The following is a 20289-nucleotide window of genomic DNA, read 5'->3' as shown; positions in this document are numbered from 1 at the left end:
CAATTTTTAGCGAATTTCCTTGGAATCGTAGTCACTTTCATTCCCCAGCCGGTCCACAGCTTTCAGCGCTACGGTATTCAGTTTTTGACCATGCTTCACAGCGGCCAGCGGGGGAACTTCCTGAATTTTTTCCAATATTTCTGTTTCCCATGTATTTCCATACCGTGCATACAGAACCCAGCGGAAGACCTGTTCCGGCTTTTTGGATTGCCAATGAACCGTATAATGATCTGCAGCATGCTTCACCTGCAAGGATGGTTTTGCTACCGGCACTGCAGGCATCCACGGACTGGCAGGCACCAGTGCTTTTTCCCGGTATGGACCGTTTTTCAGCGCAGACTGCATCTGCGGACTGTTCAGAAGTCCGGCAATGCTGTAATGAATTTCACCGTCACTGTCCTGCAGAATATTTCTCGAGAGGGATATCTGCTTCAGAATTTCAGCAGGCCGGTCCGGCACATCTTTTACCCCCACGGTATTCAGTCCGGGCCAGAGATGCCTTTTTTTGGTATTTTCCATCTCCCACCATTTCAGCAATGACGAAAACCGCTGCGGGCCTTCTTCCCGCCAGTACAGCTGCGGGGCAAAGTAATCTACCCAGCCTTCATTCAGCCATAAACGGGCATCTGCAAAGAGCTCATCGTACTGTGAGGTACCGGAAACATCTTCCGGAAAACCAGATTTCCAGATGCCGAACGGGGAAATCCCGAACTTCACATGGCTTTTTTCGGCACGGATTTCCTCATATATTCTTTTGATAAATCTATTTACATTTCCCCGGCGCCAGTCTGCCCTGCTCAGCGTTCCTCCGGAATTTATATATGCGTTCCAGGTTTCATTATCCGGAAAATCTCGCCCGCCGTTGTACTCCCGGTAGGGATAAAAATAATCATCAAAATGCACCCCATCCAGATCATATCTTTTCACCAGATCCCGCACCACCGCAGACACATGATCCTGAGTTTTGGGATTAGACGGATCATACCAATACGTTCCGTTCCGCAGTTTCACAATCTCGGCAGGCATTCTGCGCACCATAGAAGAACTATTGAGCGCGCCGCCGGTGGTATGGTGAGCACGGTATGGATTCAGCCATACGTGAAGCTCCATACCTCTTTTATGGGCTTCGGTAATCCAGAATTCCAGCGGATCATAAAAAGGTTGCGGTGCCCGCCCGGCCTGGCCGGTCAGGAAATAGGACCACGGCTCCAGTTCACTCTGATAGAAAGCATCTGCAGCAGGTCTGGCCTGAAAAATTACTGCATTGAAATGAAGATCTTTCAGCAAATCCAGCTGGCGGATGGCTTCCGCTTTTTGTTGCTCTGTGGAAAGGTTATTTCTGGTAGGCCAGTTGATATTTGCCACCGTGGCAATCCACGCACCGCGGAATTCCCGGTTTACCGCCGGAAGTTGCAACCGTGGTGCAGCAGGCGACGCTGCCGTTTCGGGTTCAACGGTTACGGTCTGAACCTTTGGTTTTATGGGGCTTTTCAAGGGCTTTTCCTGTGAGGAGCACGCCCCGATAATCATCATCAACACAAGCAATGGCGTGGCTTTCAGTGAATATTTTGTCATAAGGACAAAAATAACAGAAATAATACACCGACAAAACATTTTAACAGATTTTAAAGACCTGAACATGTGTTCGTGAAATGCCTGCGTATTTGGTATTAAATATAGTTTCACAAAAGCTTTACGAAGGGTGGATATCAAAATCACAACTTGAAAGATTTAAGTTATAGGAAAACGCATTAAATAAGTCAGATTACTTAAGTAAATATAAATATTTAACAGAGGCATTGGCTATCTGTAATTTTTATTTTATATTTAATTACCGAATTTTTCACCATGCAATTTGGTAAAACCAATCTCATTATTTTAGTCTTTACATTTGGCGTTTCTCATGCACAGATTTTAGACAGAATAAAGGACGCCGCACAAAGAAAAATAGAGCAAAAAGCAGAACAAAAGACGGATGAAGCCATAGAAGGCATTCTGAGTGGAAAAAAGAAACAGAACAGAAATAACTTCAGCTAAAAGTGGCAGTCCTGCAACCCATAAAAAAAGTGCCGCTAAAACTACGAGCGACTTTATTGCAGGATCAAAAAATTATTTTTGACGATGATTTTTCCAAAGACGGTCCCGGCGATTTTCCTGCCCATTGGAATACCACCGGAAGCGGTGCTGTTACTACCATTAACGGACTTGGCGGAAAATGGTTCAGCATTACGCACAATTCTGTAGTTGCTCCGGAAACCGGCAAAACTTTACCCGAAAATTGCACCATTGAATTCGATCTTTTTCTTCAAAATTCAGGAGCCGGAAGAACCCCAAGAATTGAATTCGGTTTAACTCCTGTAAAAAATATCCTGAAAGAAGATTTGTACTACAAAGAGAAATTCTATGTCATGATTGATCACTACGATGAGCGAAACGAACAGGCTGTGGAATATGGCTTGCGGGATTTAATCGGCAACAAAAATAATTTTCCGCTTACCCAGTACGAAAACGAAGTTTTGCATGTAGCCATGGCAATAAACGGAAGCAGAATCCGGGTATATTTTGACGGAGAAAAACTCATCGATTTGCCCAGAGCTTTAACTTCGGGAATGAGAAATAATTTTTTCATTACCAATGTGTACACCATTCCTGCAAGTGAACAAGGCGTTTTGGTAGGCAATGTACGCATCACAGAAGCAACTAACGATGCAAGAAGTTCGGTTGCCAAACAGTTGAAGAAAGAAGGCAAATTTACTACCAATGATATTTTGTTTGATGTGAATAACGATATCATCAAAACTTCTTCCTACACCCTCTTAAATGAAATTGGTGAAACTTTGCAACAAAAGACATCCATGAAAATTAAAATCATTGGCCATACCGATGCCGACGGAGAAGACAAAGCCAATCAAATCCTTTCCGAAAAAAGAGCGATTGCAGTAAAAAATTACCTGCAGAATAAATTTTCTATTGCTGCACACCGGATGACAACTGTTGGAATGGGTGAATCATAGCCCATTTCCGGCAATTCGTCTAATGAAGGAAAAGCCAAAAATCGCCCGGTAGAATTTGTAAAATGGTAAGCCATGAAAACTTTCTTCATACTATTATCTGTTTTTTCCACAACCTATTTTTTCGGGCAAAGACCAAATATCCCGCGGGAACTAACCAACTTGTTAGATGTGCCCTATTTAGAAAGAGGCTATTCCGGCGAAGAAACTCTGGGCGGAATCATTCGCTTCGACAAATTTGTCCTCATCAACACTACCATTAAAGACCAACCTGTAGAAATTTACTTATACATCAATACAACCACAGGAGCCATCGCTACCCGAACTGAAAAACGGGCAACTTTGAGAAATGAAAATTTTGACATCGACAGTAAAGATTTCAAACTCACCTACATGAGTCCGAAAGGTTTGGTACTATCTTTTTATAACCGATTAAAAAAAGGCGTTTTAGAAAAGAAGTACACAACTATGAATACCGAAATAGCAAACTATACCCCTATGATTCCCGCCAGTAACTATTGGATTTTTAAGCATTCGGGTAACTTGAGAACGCTTCCACAAAATTTTGTGGCGTACAAATACAAAGCAGGCAGCAGCGAATCACCAACTTTCCTGTTTTGCGGCTATCCGCCGGCAGAAAAACTAAAGGTGAGCAAAATGACCGGCTATTCGGGAATTGGATATCTAAAAACAGACAGAGCGATCTATATGGTTACAGAAATGAAGCCGGCCACAGGAAATTCTTTTGTCGCCGTAAAATGGAAAGAAGTGAATATATCTTTAAATCTTGCTGATTTTCAATCTGCTGAAGGAGAATTTTATACCAAAGCCGGCGAAGAAATAGAGAAAGAACAGAACAAACCTGCGAAAATAAAGGAAAGCGAATGCTCCCGCATTGAACATGAGATTGCTGTTGAAAAAAAACGGATGCTAACGGAACAGCAAGACCTGCTCAGTAAAACCACCAGAGGCAACATGCTGAATGATTCAAAAGTAAAAAATGCAATGGCAGCCATGCAGGACCCCACCAGAGGACTGATTCAAAATCGTTTGGAGACCGAGCTTCGCTTATGCAAATTAATCGACAGGATGAATAAACAAAGCACCACGGAACTCGATAAACGCAAAAAAGAGTGCTTAGAAACCCAGCTCGGTGATAGTGCAGATGCCACCGCAGAATCTGAAGCTATTGATGCTCAATATGGATTAAATAAAGTACAAGCTTTGCCCAAAAAGAGAGATTTATACAAAAAATTCACCCACAAAAGAACCAAAGAATGTATGAAGGTGCTGTAAAGTAAAAAAAGTGCCGGAAAATTTCTCAATTCTTGATTTTCAGTATATAAAAAAAGCCGTCCCGAATTCAGATATCGGGACGGCTTCATATGAATAAGAAAGCTTAAAATTTAAGCTTTAGCAGTTCTTTCCACTCTTTTTCTTTCTTCTTCCGAAAGAATTTTCTTTCTCATACGGATGAAATTCGGCGTAACCTCAATGGCTTCATCTCCCTGAATGTACTCCATACATTCTTCCAGTGAGAACAATGTTTTCGGAGCAATGCTGCCGTCTTTGTCCTTCCCGGCGGCGCGCATGTTGTTCAGCTGCTTGGCTTCCACAATATTTACCACCAGATCACCGGGCTTATTTTGTTCGCCAATAATCATTCCGGCATAGATTTCCTCTCCCGGATCTACAAAAAACTTACCACGATCCTGAAGTTTGGCAATGGAATATTCCGTAGCCGGACCCTGATTTTTGCTTATTAGCACCCCATTTGTTCTTCCCGGAATAGCACCTTTGAATGGCTTGTACTCACTGAAACGGTGCGCCATAATGGCTTCACCGGCTGTAGCTGTAAGCATCTGAGACCGAAGACCAATAAGTCCTCTGGATGGTATTTCAAACTCCAGATGCTGCATTTCTCCCTTGGTTTCCATAATGTGCAGGTCTCCTTTTCTTTGGGTAGCCAGGTCAATAACCTTTGACGCAAATTCTTCAGGCACATCTACCACCATGGATTCGTATGGCTCGTGCTTCTCCCCGTCAATTTCGCGGAAAATAACCTGAGGCTGCCCGATGGTCATTTCATATCCTTCTCTTCTCATGGTTTCAATCAGAACTGAAAGGTGCAGAATCCCGCGACCGAATACCAGGAAGGTATTGGCTTCATCTGTGGGCTGTACCCGCAGTGCCAGGTTTTTTTCCAGCTCTTTTTCCAGACGGTCTTTCAGGTGATTAGAGGTAACATATTTTCCGTCTTTACCAAAAAACGGTGAATTGTTGATGGAGAAGGTCATGTTCAGCGTAGGCTCATCGATCGCCAGACGGGACAATGGCTCCGGATTTTCCAGATCCACAAAAGTATCGCCAATCTGGAACGCATCAAATCCTACCACAGCACAGATATCGCCGGCATGAACTTCCTGAACTTTCTTCTTGCCAAGCCCTTCAAAAACATACAGCTCTTTTACTTTTCCTTTGATGATTTTGCCGTCTTCCTGTGCCAGACCAATCCACTGTGATTCAGAAAGGGTTCCTCTGGTTACTTTACCAATGGCAATTCTGCCCAGGAACGATGAAAAATCCAGGGAAGTAATCTGCATTTGCAGGGAGCCTTGCTCTACTTTTGGTTCCGGAACGTATTTCAAAATTCCGTCCAGCAGTGGCAGAATACTGTCTGCAGGTTCCAGGGAAGTATTGAACCAGCCTTGCTTGGATGATCCGTAGAACGTTGGGAAATCCAGTTGCTCTTCGGTCGCATCCAGGTTAAAGAACAAATCAAAAACATGATCATGAACTTCCTCCGGACGGCAGTTTTCCTTGTCTACTTTATTAATGACCACAATGGGTTTCAGACCCAGTTCCAGTGCTTTGTGCAAAACGAAACGGGTTTGTGGCATGGGGCCTTCAAAGGCATCCACCAGCAGGATTACCCCGTCAGCCATTTTCAGAACCCGCTCTACTTCACCACCGAAATCGGCGTGACCGGGGGTATCAATTACATTAATCTTGGTATCCTTGTAGGTCACCGAGATGTTTTTTGAAAGAATGGTAATTCCACGCTCCCGCTCCAGATCATTATTGTCCATGATCAGCTCGCCGGACTCCTGATTCTCTCTGAAGATATTGGTAGCGTGAATAATTTTGTCTACCAAAGTAGTTTTACCGTGGTCAACGTGTGCAATAATTGCAATATTTCTAATATTTTGCATAAACTTTTTTTGACGGCGCAAAAATAGCTTTTTTATCTGAGAGCAGAAAGATTTAATTTTAATTATTTTTTAACAATATGTGATTCATTTTGAAACCGATTCTTTGGTTTATGATAAATAAAACACAACAAAAAGCATTAAAAATTATATAAAAACAAAGTGAAAATTTTGCAATAAAAACCGCAATGCTGCAAACGAAAAACATACTGCGAACCAAAAAAAAGACCGGAAAATCCTCCGGTCTTTGTCTAAATTATCCTTTCTGAACAATTTGCTCCAGCTTATTCAGAGCCAGTTGAATTTCTTCCTGAGTCACGTTCAGATGCGGTCTGAACCTGAGTGAGCGGTCTCCGCAAATCAGAATCAGTACATTTTCACGATACAACGCCGCCTGTGCTGCGTCACGCTGCGCTCCATCCGGCAAATCCACAGCGCACATCAGTCCTCGGCCCCGCGGATTGGACAAAACTTCCGGGTATTTACGCGCCAACTCCTGCAGTCCGTTCAGCAGGTAATCGCCCACTACCCTTGCGTTTTCTACCAGATTCTCATTTTCAATAACTTCCAGAATGAGTTTCAGGCGCATCATATCTACAAAATTACCACCAAAGGTCGAATTGATTCTGGAACTTTCCCGGAAAACATTCTGCGGAACTTCATCAAACTTTTCTTTATTGGCCAAAATACCGCATACCTGGGTTTTCTTCCCGAATGAAATCACATCCGGACGTACAGAAAAATGTTGGAAAGCCCACATTTTACCGGTAATTCCGATGCCGGTCTGCACTTCGTCAAATATAAGCAGTACTTCATTTTCATCACAGATTTTGCGCAGGCCTACGAAGAATTCATCCCGGAAATGATGGTCACCACCCTCTGCCTGAATCGGTTCTATGATGATGCACGCCACACGGTCCGGATTGGTCAGAATAGCCTCCTGAATCTGAACCAGTGCCAGATTTTCATTCTTAATGGTTTCCTGAAGATTCTCCTCCGTCACGGGGAACGTAAGGTGCGGATTCAGAATCCTGGGCCAGTCAAACTTCGGGAAATACTGGTATTTCCTTGGGTCCGAGGTATTGGTCAGACTCAGCGTATAGCCGCTTCGCCCGTGGAATGCCTGGCGGAAATGGATGCAGATATCTGCTTCCAGATCCAGTTCTTTCTCAAAATTTTTGCGCGTCTTCCAGTCGAAACAAGCTTTCATGGCATTTTCTACCGCCATGGTTCCTCCTTCTATGAAAAAGCAATACTGCAACTCCTCCGGGATCACGACCCTGCTGAACACTTCCATGAAATCTGCAAATTCCTGCGAATAGACATCTGCCAAAGTAGGCTTATTCACCGCCATTTTCCCCAGCCAGTCGGCGTGTTTCATCAGATACGGATGGTTATAGCCAATGGAAGCAGAAGCAAACATGGAAAACATGTCCAGAATTTCATTTCCGGAAACCTGGTCATGGATATAGGATCCATGGGACTTATCAATATCCATTACAAAATCAAATCCATCTGCCAGCATATGTCTGGACAAAACCTGCTTTACTTTATTCATAGTGGGTTGCGCTACTGTATCGTTCATATTATAATATAAATGTTTATGGTTTTTGTTGATATTCTACAAATCAAATTTAATTCCCTGCGCCAGTGGCAGTGTGGTGGAATAGTTGATGGTATTTGTTTGTCTTCTCATATAGTATTTCCACACATCAGAGCCGGATTCCCTGCCACCGCCGGTTTCCTTCTCTCCGCCGAACGCACCACCGATTTCTGCACCGGAAGTCCCGATGTTTACATTGGCAATACCACAATCTGAGCCTGCATGAGAGAGGAACAGTTCTGCTTCGCGCAGATTCTGGGTCATAATCGCGGAACTCAGTCCCTGCGGAACATCATTCTGCAGCGCTACAGCCTCGTCCAGCGTATTGTATTTAATGAGATAAAGAATCGGAGCGAAGGTTTCATGCTGAACAATATCATAAGAATTCTCCACCTCGGCTATACAAGGCTTCACGTAGCATCCGGAAGCATAATTCTTGCCCTTCAGCACGCCGCCTTCTACCGCGAATCTTCCGCCTTCTGCTTTACATTTTTCAATGGAAGCCTGATATTCCTTCACCGCATCTTTGTCAATCAGCGGCCCCACATGGTTCTTTTCATCCAGCGGATTTCCTATTTTCAACTGTCCGTATGCTTTTACCAGACGGTTTTTCACCTCTTCATATACAGACTCATGAATAATCAGTCTTCTGGTAGAGGTACATCTTTGTCCGGCCGTTCCCACCGCACCAAAGACCGCACCGATGACGGCCATATCCAGATCTGCATTTTCTGTGATGATGATGGCATTGTTTCCGCCGAGTTCCAGAATGGATTTCCCGAAACGCTCTGCCACTTTTGTTCCTACTTTACGTCCTACTCTGGTAGAGCCGGTGAAAGATACCAGAGATACCCGCTTATCCTCTACCAGCGCTTCGCCCACGGTATGGTCTCCCACAATCATGGAAGAAATACCCTCGGGCATGCTGTTTTCTTTCAGTACTTCGGCAATGATATTCTGGCAGGCAATTGCACATAAACCTACTTTCTCAGACGGCTTCCATACGGTCACATTTCCACAGATCCAGGAAAGTGCCGTATTCCAGGACCACACGGCAACAGGGAAATTAAACGCAGAAATCACGCCTACAATTCCCAGCGGGTGGTATTGTTCATACATACGGTGCAATGCACGTTCAGAATGCATGGTGTACCCGTGCAACTGGCGGGAAAGACCTACTGCAAAATCGCAGATGTCTATCATTTCCTGTACCTCACCCAGACCTTCCTGCAGAGATTTGCCCATTTCATAGGAAACCAGTTTGCCCAGGTCGTTCTTTTTCTCTCTCAGTTTCTGGCCGAATTGCCGTACCAGTTCACCCCGTTTTGGCGCCGGCATTAATCGGAATTCCAGGAATGCAGACTGCGCTTTTTCTATAATTTTATTGTAATCTTTTTTGTTTCCGGATTTTATTTTGGCAATCAACTGGCCGTCTGTGGGCGAATAGCTCTCAATCACTTCTCCGCTGCCATAGTATTTACCGCCACCGGAAACGCCTTTGTTTTCCTTGCTGATTCCTAAATTTTTTAATGTTTTTTCGATTCCGAAATCGTTTGATTTTTTTGCCATATTTCATTTTTTGATAGGACTTTAAAGGTAGGAAGAATTTAAGGAATGACAAAAATCTGAAGGAATAAAATATTTCCGGGGAGCCGGGAACCTGTGCTCCGCTTCTACTCCTCCGCTGCAGTCCATGGTTTCAACCACAGACTGCAGCGTGCGGGGTAACCGCAGCGCCCAGGGCTAGGTGACGAGTGCAGAGGGAAACCACGGTGGTCTGGACGCTACCTATTATTTCTTTCATTCAAAATTCCACATGAATACCTTAAAAAAAAAGGTAAACAGCCTGGCGAATACTTAATTCTCAAACATTTGTAACCTTTTGGGTTTCGGCTGCGTATATATAATTGTAGCCCATACAAAACGGGCTGGTTTTTTGTACATGAGACAGTTAAAAATTACAAAGCAGGTTACCAACAGGGAAACTGCGTCACTAGACAAGTATCTTCAGGAAATTGGTAAAGTGGAACTCATTACCGCAGACGAAGAGGTAGAGCTGGCACAAAAGATCCGGGCAGGTGACAGAGCCGCACTGGAAAAACTCATTAAAGCCAATCTGCGTTTCGTGGTATCCGTATCCAAACAGTACCAAAACCAGGGACTTTCTCTTCCGGATTTAATTAATGAAGGAAACCTGGGTCTGATGAAAGCCGCAAAAAGATATGACGAAACCAGAGGTTTCAAATTCATCTCCTATGCAGTATGGTGGATTCGCCAGTCTATTTTGCAGGCACTGGCAGAGCAATCCAGAATTGTAAGGCTGCCGCTGAACAAAATTGGCTCCATCAACAAAATCAACAAGGCGTATGCACACCTGGAGCAGGAAAATGAAAGACCACCGTCTCCGGAAGAACTGGCAGAAGTGCTGGACATGAGCGAAGAAGACATCAAAGAATCCATGAAAAACTCCGGCCGCCACCTATCTATGGATGCGCCGCTGGTAGAAGGAGAAGATTCTAATCTTTATGATGTACTGCGCTCCGGTGAATCTCCAAGTCCGGACAAAGACCTGATGCTGGAATCACTGCAGATTGAAATTGAACGTGCCCTCCAAACACTGACTCCACGCGAGGCAGATTTGGTGCGCCTGTATTTCGGCCTGAACGGTAAACACCCGATGACCCTGGAGGAAATCGGTGAAACCTTTGACCTGACTCGCGAAAGAGTGCGCCAGATCAAGGAAAAAGCCATCAAGCGACTGAAACACAACACCCGAAGCAAGATTTTAAAATCCTATCTCGGGAAATAATTTTTTTAGTTAGATTTTCAAAGGAACTCAGTAATGGGTTCCTTTTTTTATGGTAATGGCTGAAACATGATTAGAACAATACAATCAATGCTACTGAAACTACTTTCAAAATACACCAACAAAAAACGGATTCTGCTTTCGTAAAATCCGTGTATGAAATGAATTTCTATGAAGGTCTAAAATTGTTTTTCGCCAGTTCCTTGCGCACACGGCTCAGACTTTCCGGGGTAATGCCCAGGTAGGAAGCCACCATCCATTGCGGTACACGAAGCATAAGGTCGGGATACATTTTAATGAAATCCAGATAGCGTTCCTGCGCAGTATCGCCCAGCAGTGAATTGACCCGGTTCTGGAGGTTCCGGATATGTTTCTGCAGCAAAAGATCATTATGCGCAATGGTTCCGGGGAACTGCTCGTTGAGATTCATGAAGAAATCAGGAGTCAGCATCAGCACTTTGGAATCCTCAACCGCATCAATGAAATAATTGGATTTCTCACTGAAATAGAGCGAACTGCGGTCACTCATCAGCCATTTTTCCGGCGCAAATTGTATGATGTGCTCTTTACCATTTTTGTCTATGGAGTACATGCGCAGCAGACCTTCTTCTACAAAGAAGGTGGATTTGCACACCTCTCCAACCTGCAACAGATATTCCCCTTTTTTAAGTGTTTTTTCGGTGTAAAAACTATTGCACAGGGCTACCTCCTGCATGGGCAGTTCAAAGACTTCAGACAAATAATGGTTGATGGTATCCATGGTTGAAATTTCAGTAAAGATACAATATTATCTCCAGCCACCTCCCAGTGCCCGGTACAACTCTACCCCGGCTTTCATTTTGGCAAATTTGGCATTGGAAATATTGAGTTCAGCATTCAGTGCGCTCACACTGGCATTAATCACCTCCAGATAATTGGCCAAACCATAGTTCACCAGTTCCTGAGAATCACTCACCGACTTCTGATACGCCTGAAGTTCCTGTTGTTTCAGGCTGATAAAACGATCCTGTGCGTTATAAACTTTCAGCGCGTCAGCTACTTCCCTGCCGGCATTCAGCATGGTTTTGCGAAAATTGAGATACGCAATCTGCTGATTGGCCAGGGTCACTTCATAATTGGTTCTGATCTGTCTTTTATTTAGAATGGGCTGTACCAGACTGCCAATTACCGTAGCAAACAGCGAATTGACACTGAACAGCTGATCAATATCTGTTGCTTGCAGTCCGCCACTGCCGGTAATGCGCAGGGACGGGTAAAACTGTGCTCTGGCGGCATTGGTCAGTTCAAATGCTGAACGCAGTCTGAGTTCTGCTTCTGTGACATCGGCTCTGTTGGCCAGAAGACTTGCAGAATACCCCAGTGCAAAATCTCCCGGAAGTATCTGCTGCTCGGCAGTACTTCTGGCAATAATCTGTGAAGGCTGCCCCAGCAGGAAACTCATGGTATTTTCCAGCAATTCAATCTGTACCTCTACATCCACCAGCAATGCTTCGGCATTAAAAACCAGTGCTTCACTCTGCTGAACAGCCACTTCGGTAAGGGTTCCGGCAGATTTCAGGGCGCGGGTGGTTTCCAGATTGGATTTTCTAAGGGTAATGGTTTCGCCTATGATTTTCTTTTGCTCATCCAGCGTCATAATCTGATAATAAGTAGTGGCAATAGCCGCTACCAGGTCAGATTTAACGGACTTGTGTGCAGCATTGGTCGCCAGATACTGGGCCAGCTGGGCTTTCTCTTCTGCCTTCATCTTTCCCCAGATGTCGATGTCCCAACTCAGATCAGCCCCCAGATCGAACAGATGGTTATACACCCGCTCATTGCTGAGTACCGTATTGAGAGACGGCGTCTGAAAAGTATAATTGGGACCTACTGAAAGCGTAGGCAGATAAGCGGCCTTTTTTTGCTTCAGATAAGCTTCTGCGGCTACAATATTCTGAACCGCAATTCTGATGTCCAGATTATTGTTCAGTCCGGTTTCAATGTGACCTTGTAATATGGGATCCGTGAAAATATTACGCCAGGAAACGGTTGCAATGCTGGAGCTGTCTGCAGCAATATAATCTGTACGGTACAGATTTTCGTTAATGGCGATCTGCTTCTCATCGAAGGGCTGCCTGGCCACACAGGACTGAAGCAATACCAGGGCGGTAGCAGAAATAGCGATATTTTTGATTAAAGAACTGTTTTTCATGTACTTAAAATTTAAAAGCAAATAACAGGTGAAGAACCCTTCACCCGTATTTTATTCACTCAGATTTACTTTTTCCCCTTTAATGGGTGAGATTTTTTCCTGAATCGCCTGGAAAATCACGTACAATACCGGGATGGCAAGTAATCCGAAGAAGGTACCAATGAGCAGACCCATAGCCGCACCCGTTCCTATGGAGCGGTTTCCTACAGAACCAATTCCGGTAGCAAATACCAGCGGAATCATCCCAAAGATAAAAGCAAATGAGGTCATCAGAATCGGTCTCAGTCTGGCTTTGGCTGCATTAATAGCAGACATGGCCAGTGTTTCACCGTGCATGCGGCGCTGAATGGCAAATTCCACAATCAGAATTGCATTCTTGGCCAGGAGTCCAATGAGCATGATGATGGCAATCTGGAAATAAATATTATTCTCTAAACCGAATATTCTCTGTCCGAAAAATGCACCAACTACCCCCAGCGGAAGTGAGAGAATCACTGCAAAAGGCAGTACATAACTTTCGTACTGTGCCGCAAGGATAAAGTACACGAAGAGGAAACTCAGCAGGAAGATATAATAGGTCTGTGAACCCGCTGCCATTTCTTCTTTGGTAAGTCCCGTGAACTCTACATCATAATCGCCCGGCATATTTGCCGCAGTTTCCTGAATGGCTTTGATGGCGTCCCCGGTAGAATATCCGGGATTACTGGATCCGGAAATACTGACCGATGTAAAGAGGTTATATCGCTCTATGGACTGAGGACCAAATGTACGCTCCAGGGTGAGGAACTGTGAAATTGGCGCCATAGCACCACTGCTGGTTTTCACATACAGTCCGTTCAGACTGGTGATATCTTTACGGTTATCCGGCAGTGCCTGAATCATCACCCGGAACTGCTTGCCATACTTAGTGAAATCTGAAGAATAAATACCGCCGATATAGCCCTGCATAACACTCAGAATACTGTTAACCGACACACCACTTTCCTTGGCCCGGGGCACATTAATCACCATCTGGTACTGCGGATAGTTGGTATTAAACGATGTGGATGCAAACTGAATCTCCGGTCTCTGCATCAGCTGCCCGATGAAATTCTGAGTCACCTGGTTCAGTTCGGTAAGTTCTCCGCCGGATTTATCCAGCAATACAGCAGAGAAACCATCACTCTGACCGAATCCCGGCACGCTGGGTGGCGAGAAAAACACAATTTTGGCATCCGGAAATTTGGATGCAATGCCAAACAGTTTTTTGGTAATGGCATCCACACTCTGGTCATCATGCTTACCCCGTTCATCAAACGGTTTCAGTCTTACAAAAGCCTGCCCCACATTCGGGCCCTGCCCCGACATGAATCCCCGGCTGGCGGTGAAGGTCACGTTCAGCACCCCCGGAATCTTTCTGGCTTCCTCCTGTAAATCTTTCAGTACATTATAGGTTCGCTCCATGGAGGCTCCCGGTGGAAGCTGAATATCGGTAAAGATAATACCACGGTCTTCTTTGGGAATGAATCCTGTAGGCATGGTAGAGTTGGCCCACCAGAAAGTAAGTCCGCCGGCCACGAAAATAAGTACCGTGGCCCACTTATGTCTCAACAAAAAGGCAAACGAACGTCCATAGCGCTCTGTGGCTGCCCGGAATCCGGTGTTGAATTTGGTAAAGAACTTCTGCATCAAATTCTGATCAGCATACGCCTTGGTATGATGTCCCTGCGGTTTCAGCAGCAAGGAACAAAGTACCGGACTCAGCGTAAGCGCGTTGACGGCAGAAATCAGGATGGCAATAATGAGTGTAATCCCGAACTGCTGATAAAATACTCCTGTAGGACCCTGAAGAAAAGTAACCGGAATAAATACAGCCGCCATCACCAGAGTAATGGATATAATGGCACCGGTAATCTCGTCCATGGCCGCTACGGTAGCTTTTTTGGCATCAGTCATTCCCTGTTCCATTTTGGCGTGCACTGCTTCTACCACTACAATGGCATCATCTACCACAATACCAATGGCCAGTACCAGTGCAAACAGCGTAAGGAGGTTCAGTGAATAGCCCAGCAGATTCAGGAAAAAGAAGGTACCAATAATGGAAACCGGAACCGCAATAGAGGGAATGAGCGTAGACCTGAAATCCTGAAGGAAAATAAATACCACCAGGAAAACCAGGATAAATGCTTCTATCAGCGTGGTAATTACTTTGGCAATCGATGCTTCCAGGAAATCGTTGGTATCAAAGTTAATGCTGTATCCTATGCCTTCCGGCAGCGTTTTTTCGGTTTCTTTCAGGAAAGCTTTGATTTCGTTAATGATGTCCTGAGCATTGGAACCCGGAGTCTGGAAAATCCCCATACTCACAGCCCGTCTTCCGTTATTTTCCCCGATTCCCGTATAGGACAATGCATCCAGTTTGATATCAGCAATATCTTTCAGCAGTAAATATTCACCATTTCCGAGTGCTCTGATGACGATGTTCTCGTATTCTGCTACCTCGTCATGCTTTCCTTTATAGGTAATCACATACTGAAAAGAACTTCCGCTGTTTTCACCCAGAGATCCTGCTGCTGCTTCACGCGACTGTTCATTGATGGCTTCAGAAACCTGGCCTGGTTCCAGTCCATAGGCTGCCATTTTTGCAGGATCAAGCCAGATCCGCATGGAATAGGTTTTCCCGCCGAAGGCACTGGCATCACCTACTCCGTTTACCCTTTTCAGCGCCGGAATGATGTTGATGTTCATATAATTCTGCAGCCATACTTCATCTAGATCAGGATTATCTGTATAAAAGGAAAGAAACATCAGGGCGCTGGTTTGCTGCTTATTTACCTGCACACCGGAGCGCGTTACTTCTGCAGGAAGCAACGGCATTGCCCGCTGCACCTGGTTTTGTACCATTACCGCAGCAATATCAGGATTCACCCCTTGTTTAAAGAACACCTGAATAGAAGCAGATCCGTTATTCCCGGCAGAGGAAGAGATATAGTCCATTCCTTCTACCCCGTTTACCTGTTCTTCTATCGGGATAATGACACTGTTCATCACGGTTTGCGCATTGGCACCGGTATAGTTGGCCGAAATCCGCACCGTAGGCGGCGCAATATCCGGATACTGTGTGACCGGCAGAGCCACAAGCCCCAGTATTCCCAGAATGACTATCAGAATGGAAATTACGGTAGACAGTACCGGTCTGTTAATGAATTTTTTAATCATACTTCAGTTTTAAAATATGGGCTTTATGGCGTTCACAATATCATCAAATTTCCCCGGCTGAGGCTTTACGGCGGTACCCGGTCTCAGGGTTCCCACGCCTTCGGCCACCACGGTTTCCCCTTTGGCTGCTCCGTCTTTAATCACGACCATATTACTTACCCGGTCTTCTACGGTGATCATGGCATTCTTCGCCGTATCCTGCACCACTTTGTACACATATACCAGACCTTGCTGCTCGTAAGTGGCACTTTCCGGCACCACCAGTGCATGATCATACGTTTTCGGAACGCGGATGACCCCGCTGTTTCCGTTACTCAGTATTTTATTGGGATTCGGAAGAGAAACACGGAACTGGATGCTTCCCGTAGCCGGATCTATCTGGCCGGTCACTGCTTCAATTTTTCCTTTCTCAGAATACAGGTCTCCGTTGGCAAGTTTCAGTTCTACCAGCGGCAGGTTGCGTAATTTTTCCTGAAGTGTGGCGCCTTCAGAATTTTTCAGAAAGTCCAGATATTCTCTTTCGTTCATTGAGAAATAAGCAAACAGCGAACTGGTATCCGAAACGGTGGTAATGGGTGTAGGATCACCGGGACCTACCAGACTTCCGTTTCTCATATTGATTTTGCCCACCACACCGGAAATCGGAGCCCGGATGATGGAATAGTTGATGTTTTCCTGAACACCCTGGTAATTGGCCTGCGCCTGAGAAACCCCGGCAGCAGCCTGCTGTTTGGCTGCTACAGCCTGCTGCAATTGTGCCTGAGCGCGGCTCAGATTAGCCTGAGCGGTTTGCAGCTGCACATTACTGATGATGTTTTTCTCTACTAGGGGGCGCAGTTTATCCACTTCCACCTGAGCAGCATTTACGGCAGACTGAGCCGCTTTTACACTGGCCTCTGCTGCGGTAACATTACTGCGCGCCGCTCCTATTCCAGCACTGGCAGCATTGGCAGACTGATTCAGCGTATTGGTTTCCAGACGAAAAAGCGGTTGCCCTTTCGTGACATACTGTCCTTCGTCTATGAGCACCTGTGTTATATAGCCCTGAATTTTGGCACGTACTTCATTATTCACCTTTCCCTGAATGGATGCCGGAAATTCAGAAAATCCGGTCACCGTTCTCTGCTCTACCTGTACGGTAGTAACTGCTTTCGGGCCTTGCGGCGGTGCGCCGTCTGTCTTCTTGCATGCAACCATAGCTATGGCAGCCAGTGTACTTAGGAATATTCTTTTTTGCATTTTATAGTTTGCTTAATGATTGTTTTATATTGGTAATATTGTTGGCTAAAAGTTCTCTGTAAATTTCCAGTTTCTCATCCGGTTTTCCATGAAAATCCTTCAGTTTATCCAGAATCTGCACCTCTCTCTCCAATTTGTCTATGATTTGCTCAAAACGTAACCGCTGAAAAATTTCGTTGATCACAAAAAGGCGTTTCCGTTCGTTAATCTTGCTGAAATCCCGAATCAGCTTCCGGCTCAGAAGCAAATTGACATTGGAGGATATTGAACTTTTACTGGCACAAAATACTTCTACCAGATCATCAAAACTGATTCCATTCCGGTCAAAATCAAAGACCAGATAGGCATATATTTTGGAAGAAAGTGGCGGAAGATTAAAGATCTGAGCAGAGAAAGACACCAGATCCTGAAAAATGTCTTCGCGAATATTCAATGGTGTACTCATAGCTCTCTTAATTTCGAACCACAAAAATAAGAAAAATAGTTCAGAACCAACCGAACCAATCGGGAATTTAGATAAAAACAATCAGGTTTTTATCAACCGAAAGCTCCGCCCACATACTCTCTGGTAAGTTCATGCTGCGGATTTTTAAACAAATCCTGTGTATCCCGGTGCTCTATAATTTCTCCCAGATACATGAAACATGTGCGGTCTGCCACCCGCTGCGCCTGCTGCATATTATGCGTCACAATCACGATGGTATAATCTTTTTTCAGTTTAAGAATCAGCTCTTCCACTTTTTTGGTAGAAATAGGATCCAGCGCAGAGCAAGGTTCATCCATCAGGATTACATCCGGTCGCAGAGCCACTGTTCTGGCAATACACAACCGCTGTTGCTGTCCGCCGGAAAGCCGGGTTGCCGGTTTCCCAAGATCATCTTTCACCTCGTCCCAGATATAACTTTCCTTCAGTGATTTCTCAATGATCTGCGACCGCTGCCGGGTGGGATAATTATTGATTTTAAGCCCGTAATTGATGTTTTCATAAATACTTTTCGGGAAAGGATTGGCTTTCTGAAATACCATTCCGATTTTCTTGCGTACTTCGGTAACCGACGTTTTCGGATCATAGATATCAGCCTCATCCAGCATAAAACCGCCCTCAATCCGCGCCTCACCATTCAGATCATGCATCCTGTTAAAACAACGGAGTAATGTAGACTTTCCACAACCGGAAGGCCCGATGAGAGCTGTCACTTTATTCTCTTCAAAATCAATATTGCAATCTTTCAGTATATGTTTATCGCCAAACCACAGGTTAATATGCTGTCCGGAAAGTTTAATTCTATTTGTCATTTTTTGAATATTTGTAACGGATGTAAAATGCGGTGAGACTCAACAGGAAAACCACCATAATGAGCACAAGCGCAGTAGCGTAGGCCAATGGCCGCACCTGTTCTATAGCCTGATGCTGGGTAGAAAGCATATACAGATGATACGGCAGTGCCATAAATTCCTGATTGAGGTGGCCTGAATTTCCGGTAATGAAAAACGCCACACCGGTAAAGAGGATGGGTGCCGTTTCCCCGGCAGCCCGGGAGAGCGTGAGGACTACTCCGGTAAGAATACCGGGTAAGGCGGAAGGCAGTACAACATCTTTAATGCTCTCAAATTGTGTGGCACCTACTGCCAATGCCGCCTCGCGGGTAGAATTGGGAATTCTGCGCAGTGCTTCTTCTGTGGTGGTAATGATGTACGGAAGAGATAGCAGACCCAGAGTAAGACTGGCCGAAATCATGGAAGTGCCCAGATTCATTCCCTGAACAAACAAGGCCAGGCCAAATAATCCATAAATAATAGACGGCACGCCGGACAGATTCCTGATAGAAGCCCGGATGGTCTTGGTGAGGAGATTTTCCTTTGCATATTCATTCAGGTATACTGCACAGGCCACTCCGAACGGAATACAAAATAATGCGGTAAGCAGCGTGAGCATTACGGTTCCCAATATTGCAGGTAAAATACCACCTTCGGTCATTGCCTTCCGGGGAGACTGGCTCAGAAATTCCCAACTGAGCGCATCCCAGCCTTTAAAGACAATATCAAAAATAATAACCCCCAAAAACAGCAATACAATCCCGGTGCAGGTGAGCAGGATGAACCATTCAAAAAATCCGTTCAGTTTTCTCATAGTGCGTGGAATTTACGGAATCGGTTTACAAAATATTCACCCAGCATATTGACGGCCAGCGTCATGAAAAACAACACTGCTGCTATAGCGTACAAAGCGTAGTAATGGGCGGTATTGTACGGAACTTCGCCCATTTCAATGGCAATGGTAGCGGTAATGGTGCGCACACTGTCAAAAAACCCGCCGGGGAACGCCGCTGCATTTCCGGTGGCCATCAGCACCGTCATGGTTTCACCGATAGCCCTGCCTACTCCCAGCATAATTGCAGCAATAATGCCCGGCGCTGCAGCAGGAAGCACCACTTTGCGCACAGTTTCCCAGCGGTCTGCACCAATTCCAAGACTTGCCTCACGGTAGGTATGCGGCACAGCACTGATGGCATCTTCACTTACAGTGATAATGGTAGGCAAAGCCATAATGGCCAGCAGAACAGCTCCATTAATAGCATTAAGGCCATTGCTCTGGCTGGAAACATCTGCAATACCGGGACCCAGCAACACAATTCCCAGAAAACCGATGGCCACCGAAGGAACGGCAGCAAGCATTTCTATGGCCGGCTTCAGGATGGCTTTCAGCCTGGGCGGGCAATACTCGGACAGGAACGTGGCGGTGCCTACTCCAAGAGGAATTGCAATAAGCATGGCGCCAAAGGTGACCAGCGTGGTACTCACCACCAGCGGCAAAATTCCATATTGCTCATAAGACGGATTCCACTGCAAGCCAGAGATAAAATCCAGGGGTGAAAAATGTCCGAAGAATGCCACAGAATTATAAATCAGCATCAGGAAAATACCTGCCAGTACCGCAATGACCAGTAATCCTGTAATGCGGAAAATCCATTTCAGCACCGTATCGGTATATTCTCTGCGTTTTGTTATACTCATGTTCTTTCTTTTTCTTT

Annotated in this window: 16 protein-coding genes; 4 read left to right on the top strand and 12 right to left on the bottom strand. The window is 45.2% G+C overall.

Going from position 1 to position 20289, the window contains the following annotated elements; all coding sequences use genetic code 11:
* Positions 1-6 precede the first annotated feature (6 nt).
* On the bottom strand, positions 7-1575 hold the full coding sequence (locus tag LKO26_RS03730) for a glycoside hydrolase family 10 protein (RefSeq protein ID WP_227586501.1): 1569 nt from the start codon (positions 1573-1575) through the stop codon (positions 7-9).
* 273 nt (positions 1576-1848) lie between these two features.
* Here LKO26_RS03730 and LKO26_RS03725 point away from each other — a divergent pair, with 273 nt between their 5' ends.
* The 3 genes from LKO26_RS03725 to LKO26_RS03715 all read left to right on the top strand — a co-directional run bounded on the left by LKO26_RS03725 (position 1849) and on the right by LKO26_RS03715 (position 4307).
* Positions 1849-2037 carry a hypothetical protein gene (locus LKO26_RS03725; RefSeq protein ID WP_227586500.1) on the top strand — a complete coding sequence of 63 codons (189 nt, stop codon included), beginning with the start codon at positions 1849-1851 and terminating at the stop codon, positions 2035-2037.
* 2 nt (positions 2038-2039) lie between these two features.
* Positions 2040-3014, top strand: coding sequence for an OmpA family protein (locus LKO26_RS03720; protein ID WP_227586499.1), 975 nt, complete (start codon positions 2040-2042; stop codon positions 3012-3014).
* A gap of 390 nt (positions 3015-3404) precedes the next feature.
* On the top strand, positions 3405-4307 hold the full coding sequence (locus LKO26_RS03715; RefSeq protein ID WP_227586498.1) for a hypothetical protein: 903 nt from the start codon (positions 3405-3407) through the stop codon (positions 4305-4307).
* Positions 4308-4417: 110 nt separating this feature from the next.
* On the opposite strand, the gene typA is transcribed toward LKO26_RS03715, so the two are convergent.
* From typA to LKO26_RS03700, 3 genes are all read right to left on the bottom strand, one after another.
* A complete protein-coding gene (gene typA, locus LKO26_RS03710; RefSeq protein ID WP_227586497.1) occupies positions 4418-6223 on the bottom strand; it encodes a translational GTPase TypA in 1806 nt (601 codons plus the stop codon).
* 253 nt (positions 6224-6476) lie between these two features.
* Complete coding sequence (lat, locus tag LKO26_RS03705; RefSeq protein ID WP_227586496.1) at positions 6477-7805, bottom strand: L-lysine 6-transaminase; 1329 nt, start codon at positions 7803-7805, stop codon at positions 6477-6479.
* 36 nt (positions 7806-7841) lie between these two features.
* Positions 7842-9392, bottom strand: a complete 1551-nt coding sequence (locus tag LKO26_RS03700) for an aldehyde dehydrogenase family protein (RefSeq protein ID WP_227586495.1) — start codon at positions 9390-9392, stop codon at positions 7842-7844.
* Between the two features lie 373 nt (positions 9393-9765).
* Between LKO26_RS03700 and LKO26_RS03695 the strand changes: the two genes are divergently transcribed.
* On the top strand, positions 9766-10632 hold the full coding sequence (locus LKO26_RS03695) for an RNA polymerase sigma factor RpoD/SigA (RefSeq protein WP_227586494.1): 867 nt from the start codon (positions 9766-9768) through the stop codon (positions 10630-10632).
* A gap of 166 nt (positions 10633-10798) precedes the next feature.
* Here LKO26_RS03695 and LKO26_RS03690 read toward each other — a convergent pair whose 3' ends face one another.
* The 8 genes from LKO26_RS03690 to pstC all read right to left on the bottom strand — a co-directional run bounded on the left by LKO26_RS03690 (position 10799) and on the right by pstC (position 20272).
* Complete coding sequence (locus LKO26_RS03690; RefSeq protein WP_227586493.1) at positions 10799-11389, bottom strand: Crp/Fnr family transcriptional regulator; 591 nt, start codon at positions 11387-11389, stop codon at positions 10799-10801.
* 27 nt (positions 11390-11416) lie between these two features.
* Entirely contained in the window at positions 11417-12820 is a 1404-nt protein-coding gene (locus LKO26_RS03685) for an efflux transporter outer membrane subunit (protein ID WP_227586492.1), read from the bottom strand.
* Positions 12821-12871: 51 nt separating this feature from the next.
* Positions 12872-16018, bottom strand: coding sequence for an efflux RND transporter permease subunit (locus LKO26_RS03680; RefSeq protein ID WP_227586491.1), 3147 nt, complete (start codon positions 16016-16018; stop codon positions 12872-12874).
* Positions 16019-16027: 9 nt separating this feature from the next.
* Positions 16028-17257, bottom strand: a complete 1230-nt coding sequence (locus LKO26_RS03675; RefSeq protein ID WP_227586490.1) for an efflux RND transporter periplasmic adaptor subunit — start codon at positions 17255-17257, stop codon at positions 16028-16030.
* 1 nt (position 17258) lies between these two features.
* Entirely contained in the window at positions 17259-17702 is a 444-nt protein-coding gene (locus LKO26_RS03670; RefSeq protein ID WP_227586489.1) for a GbsR/MarR family transcriptional regulator, read from the bottom strand.
* Between the two features lie 92 nt (positions 17703-17794).
* Complete coding sequence (pstB, locus tag LKO26_RS03665) at positions 17795-18553, bottom strand: phosphate ABC transporter ATP-binding protein PstB (RefSeq protein WP_227586488.1); 759 nt, start codon at positions 18551-18553, stop codon at positions 17795-17797.
* Positions 18543-19388, bottom strand: coding sequence for a phosphate ABC transporter permease PstA (pstA, locus tag LKO26_RS03660; RefSeq protein ID WP_227586487.1), 846 nt, complete (start codon positions 19386-19388; stop codon positions 18543-18545). The genes pstB and pstA overlap by 11 nt, the downstream gene beginning before the upstream one ends.
* Positions 19385-20272 carry a phosphate ABC transporter permease subunit PstC gene (gene pstC, locus LKO26_RS03655; RefSeq protein WP_227586486.1) on the bottom strand — a complete coding sequence of 296 codons (888 nt, stop codon included), beginning with the start codon at positions 20270-20272 and terminating at the stop codon, positions 19385-19387. The genes pstA and pstC overlap by 4 nt, the downstream gene beginning before the upstream one ends.
* Between the last annotated feature and the right edge of the window lie 17 nt (positions 20273-20289).

It is taken from the genome of Chryseobacterium sp. MFBS3-17 (assembly GCF_020687745.1).
Classification (GTDB): domain Bacteria; phylum Bacteroidota; class Bacteroidia; order Flavobacteriales; family Weeksellaceae; genus Marnyiella.
This window is presented reverse-complemented; position numbering and strand designations above follow the sequence as displayed.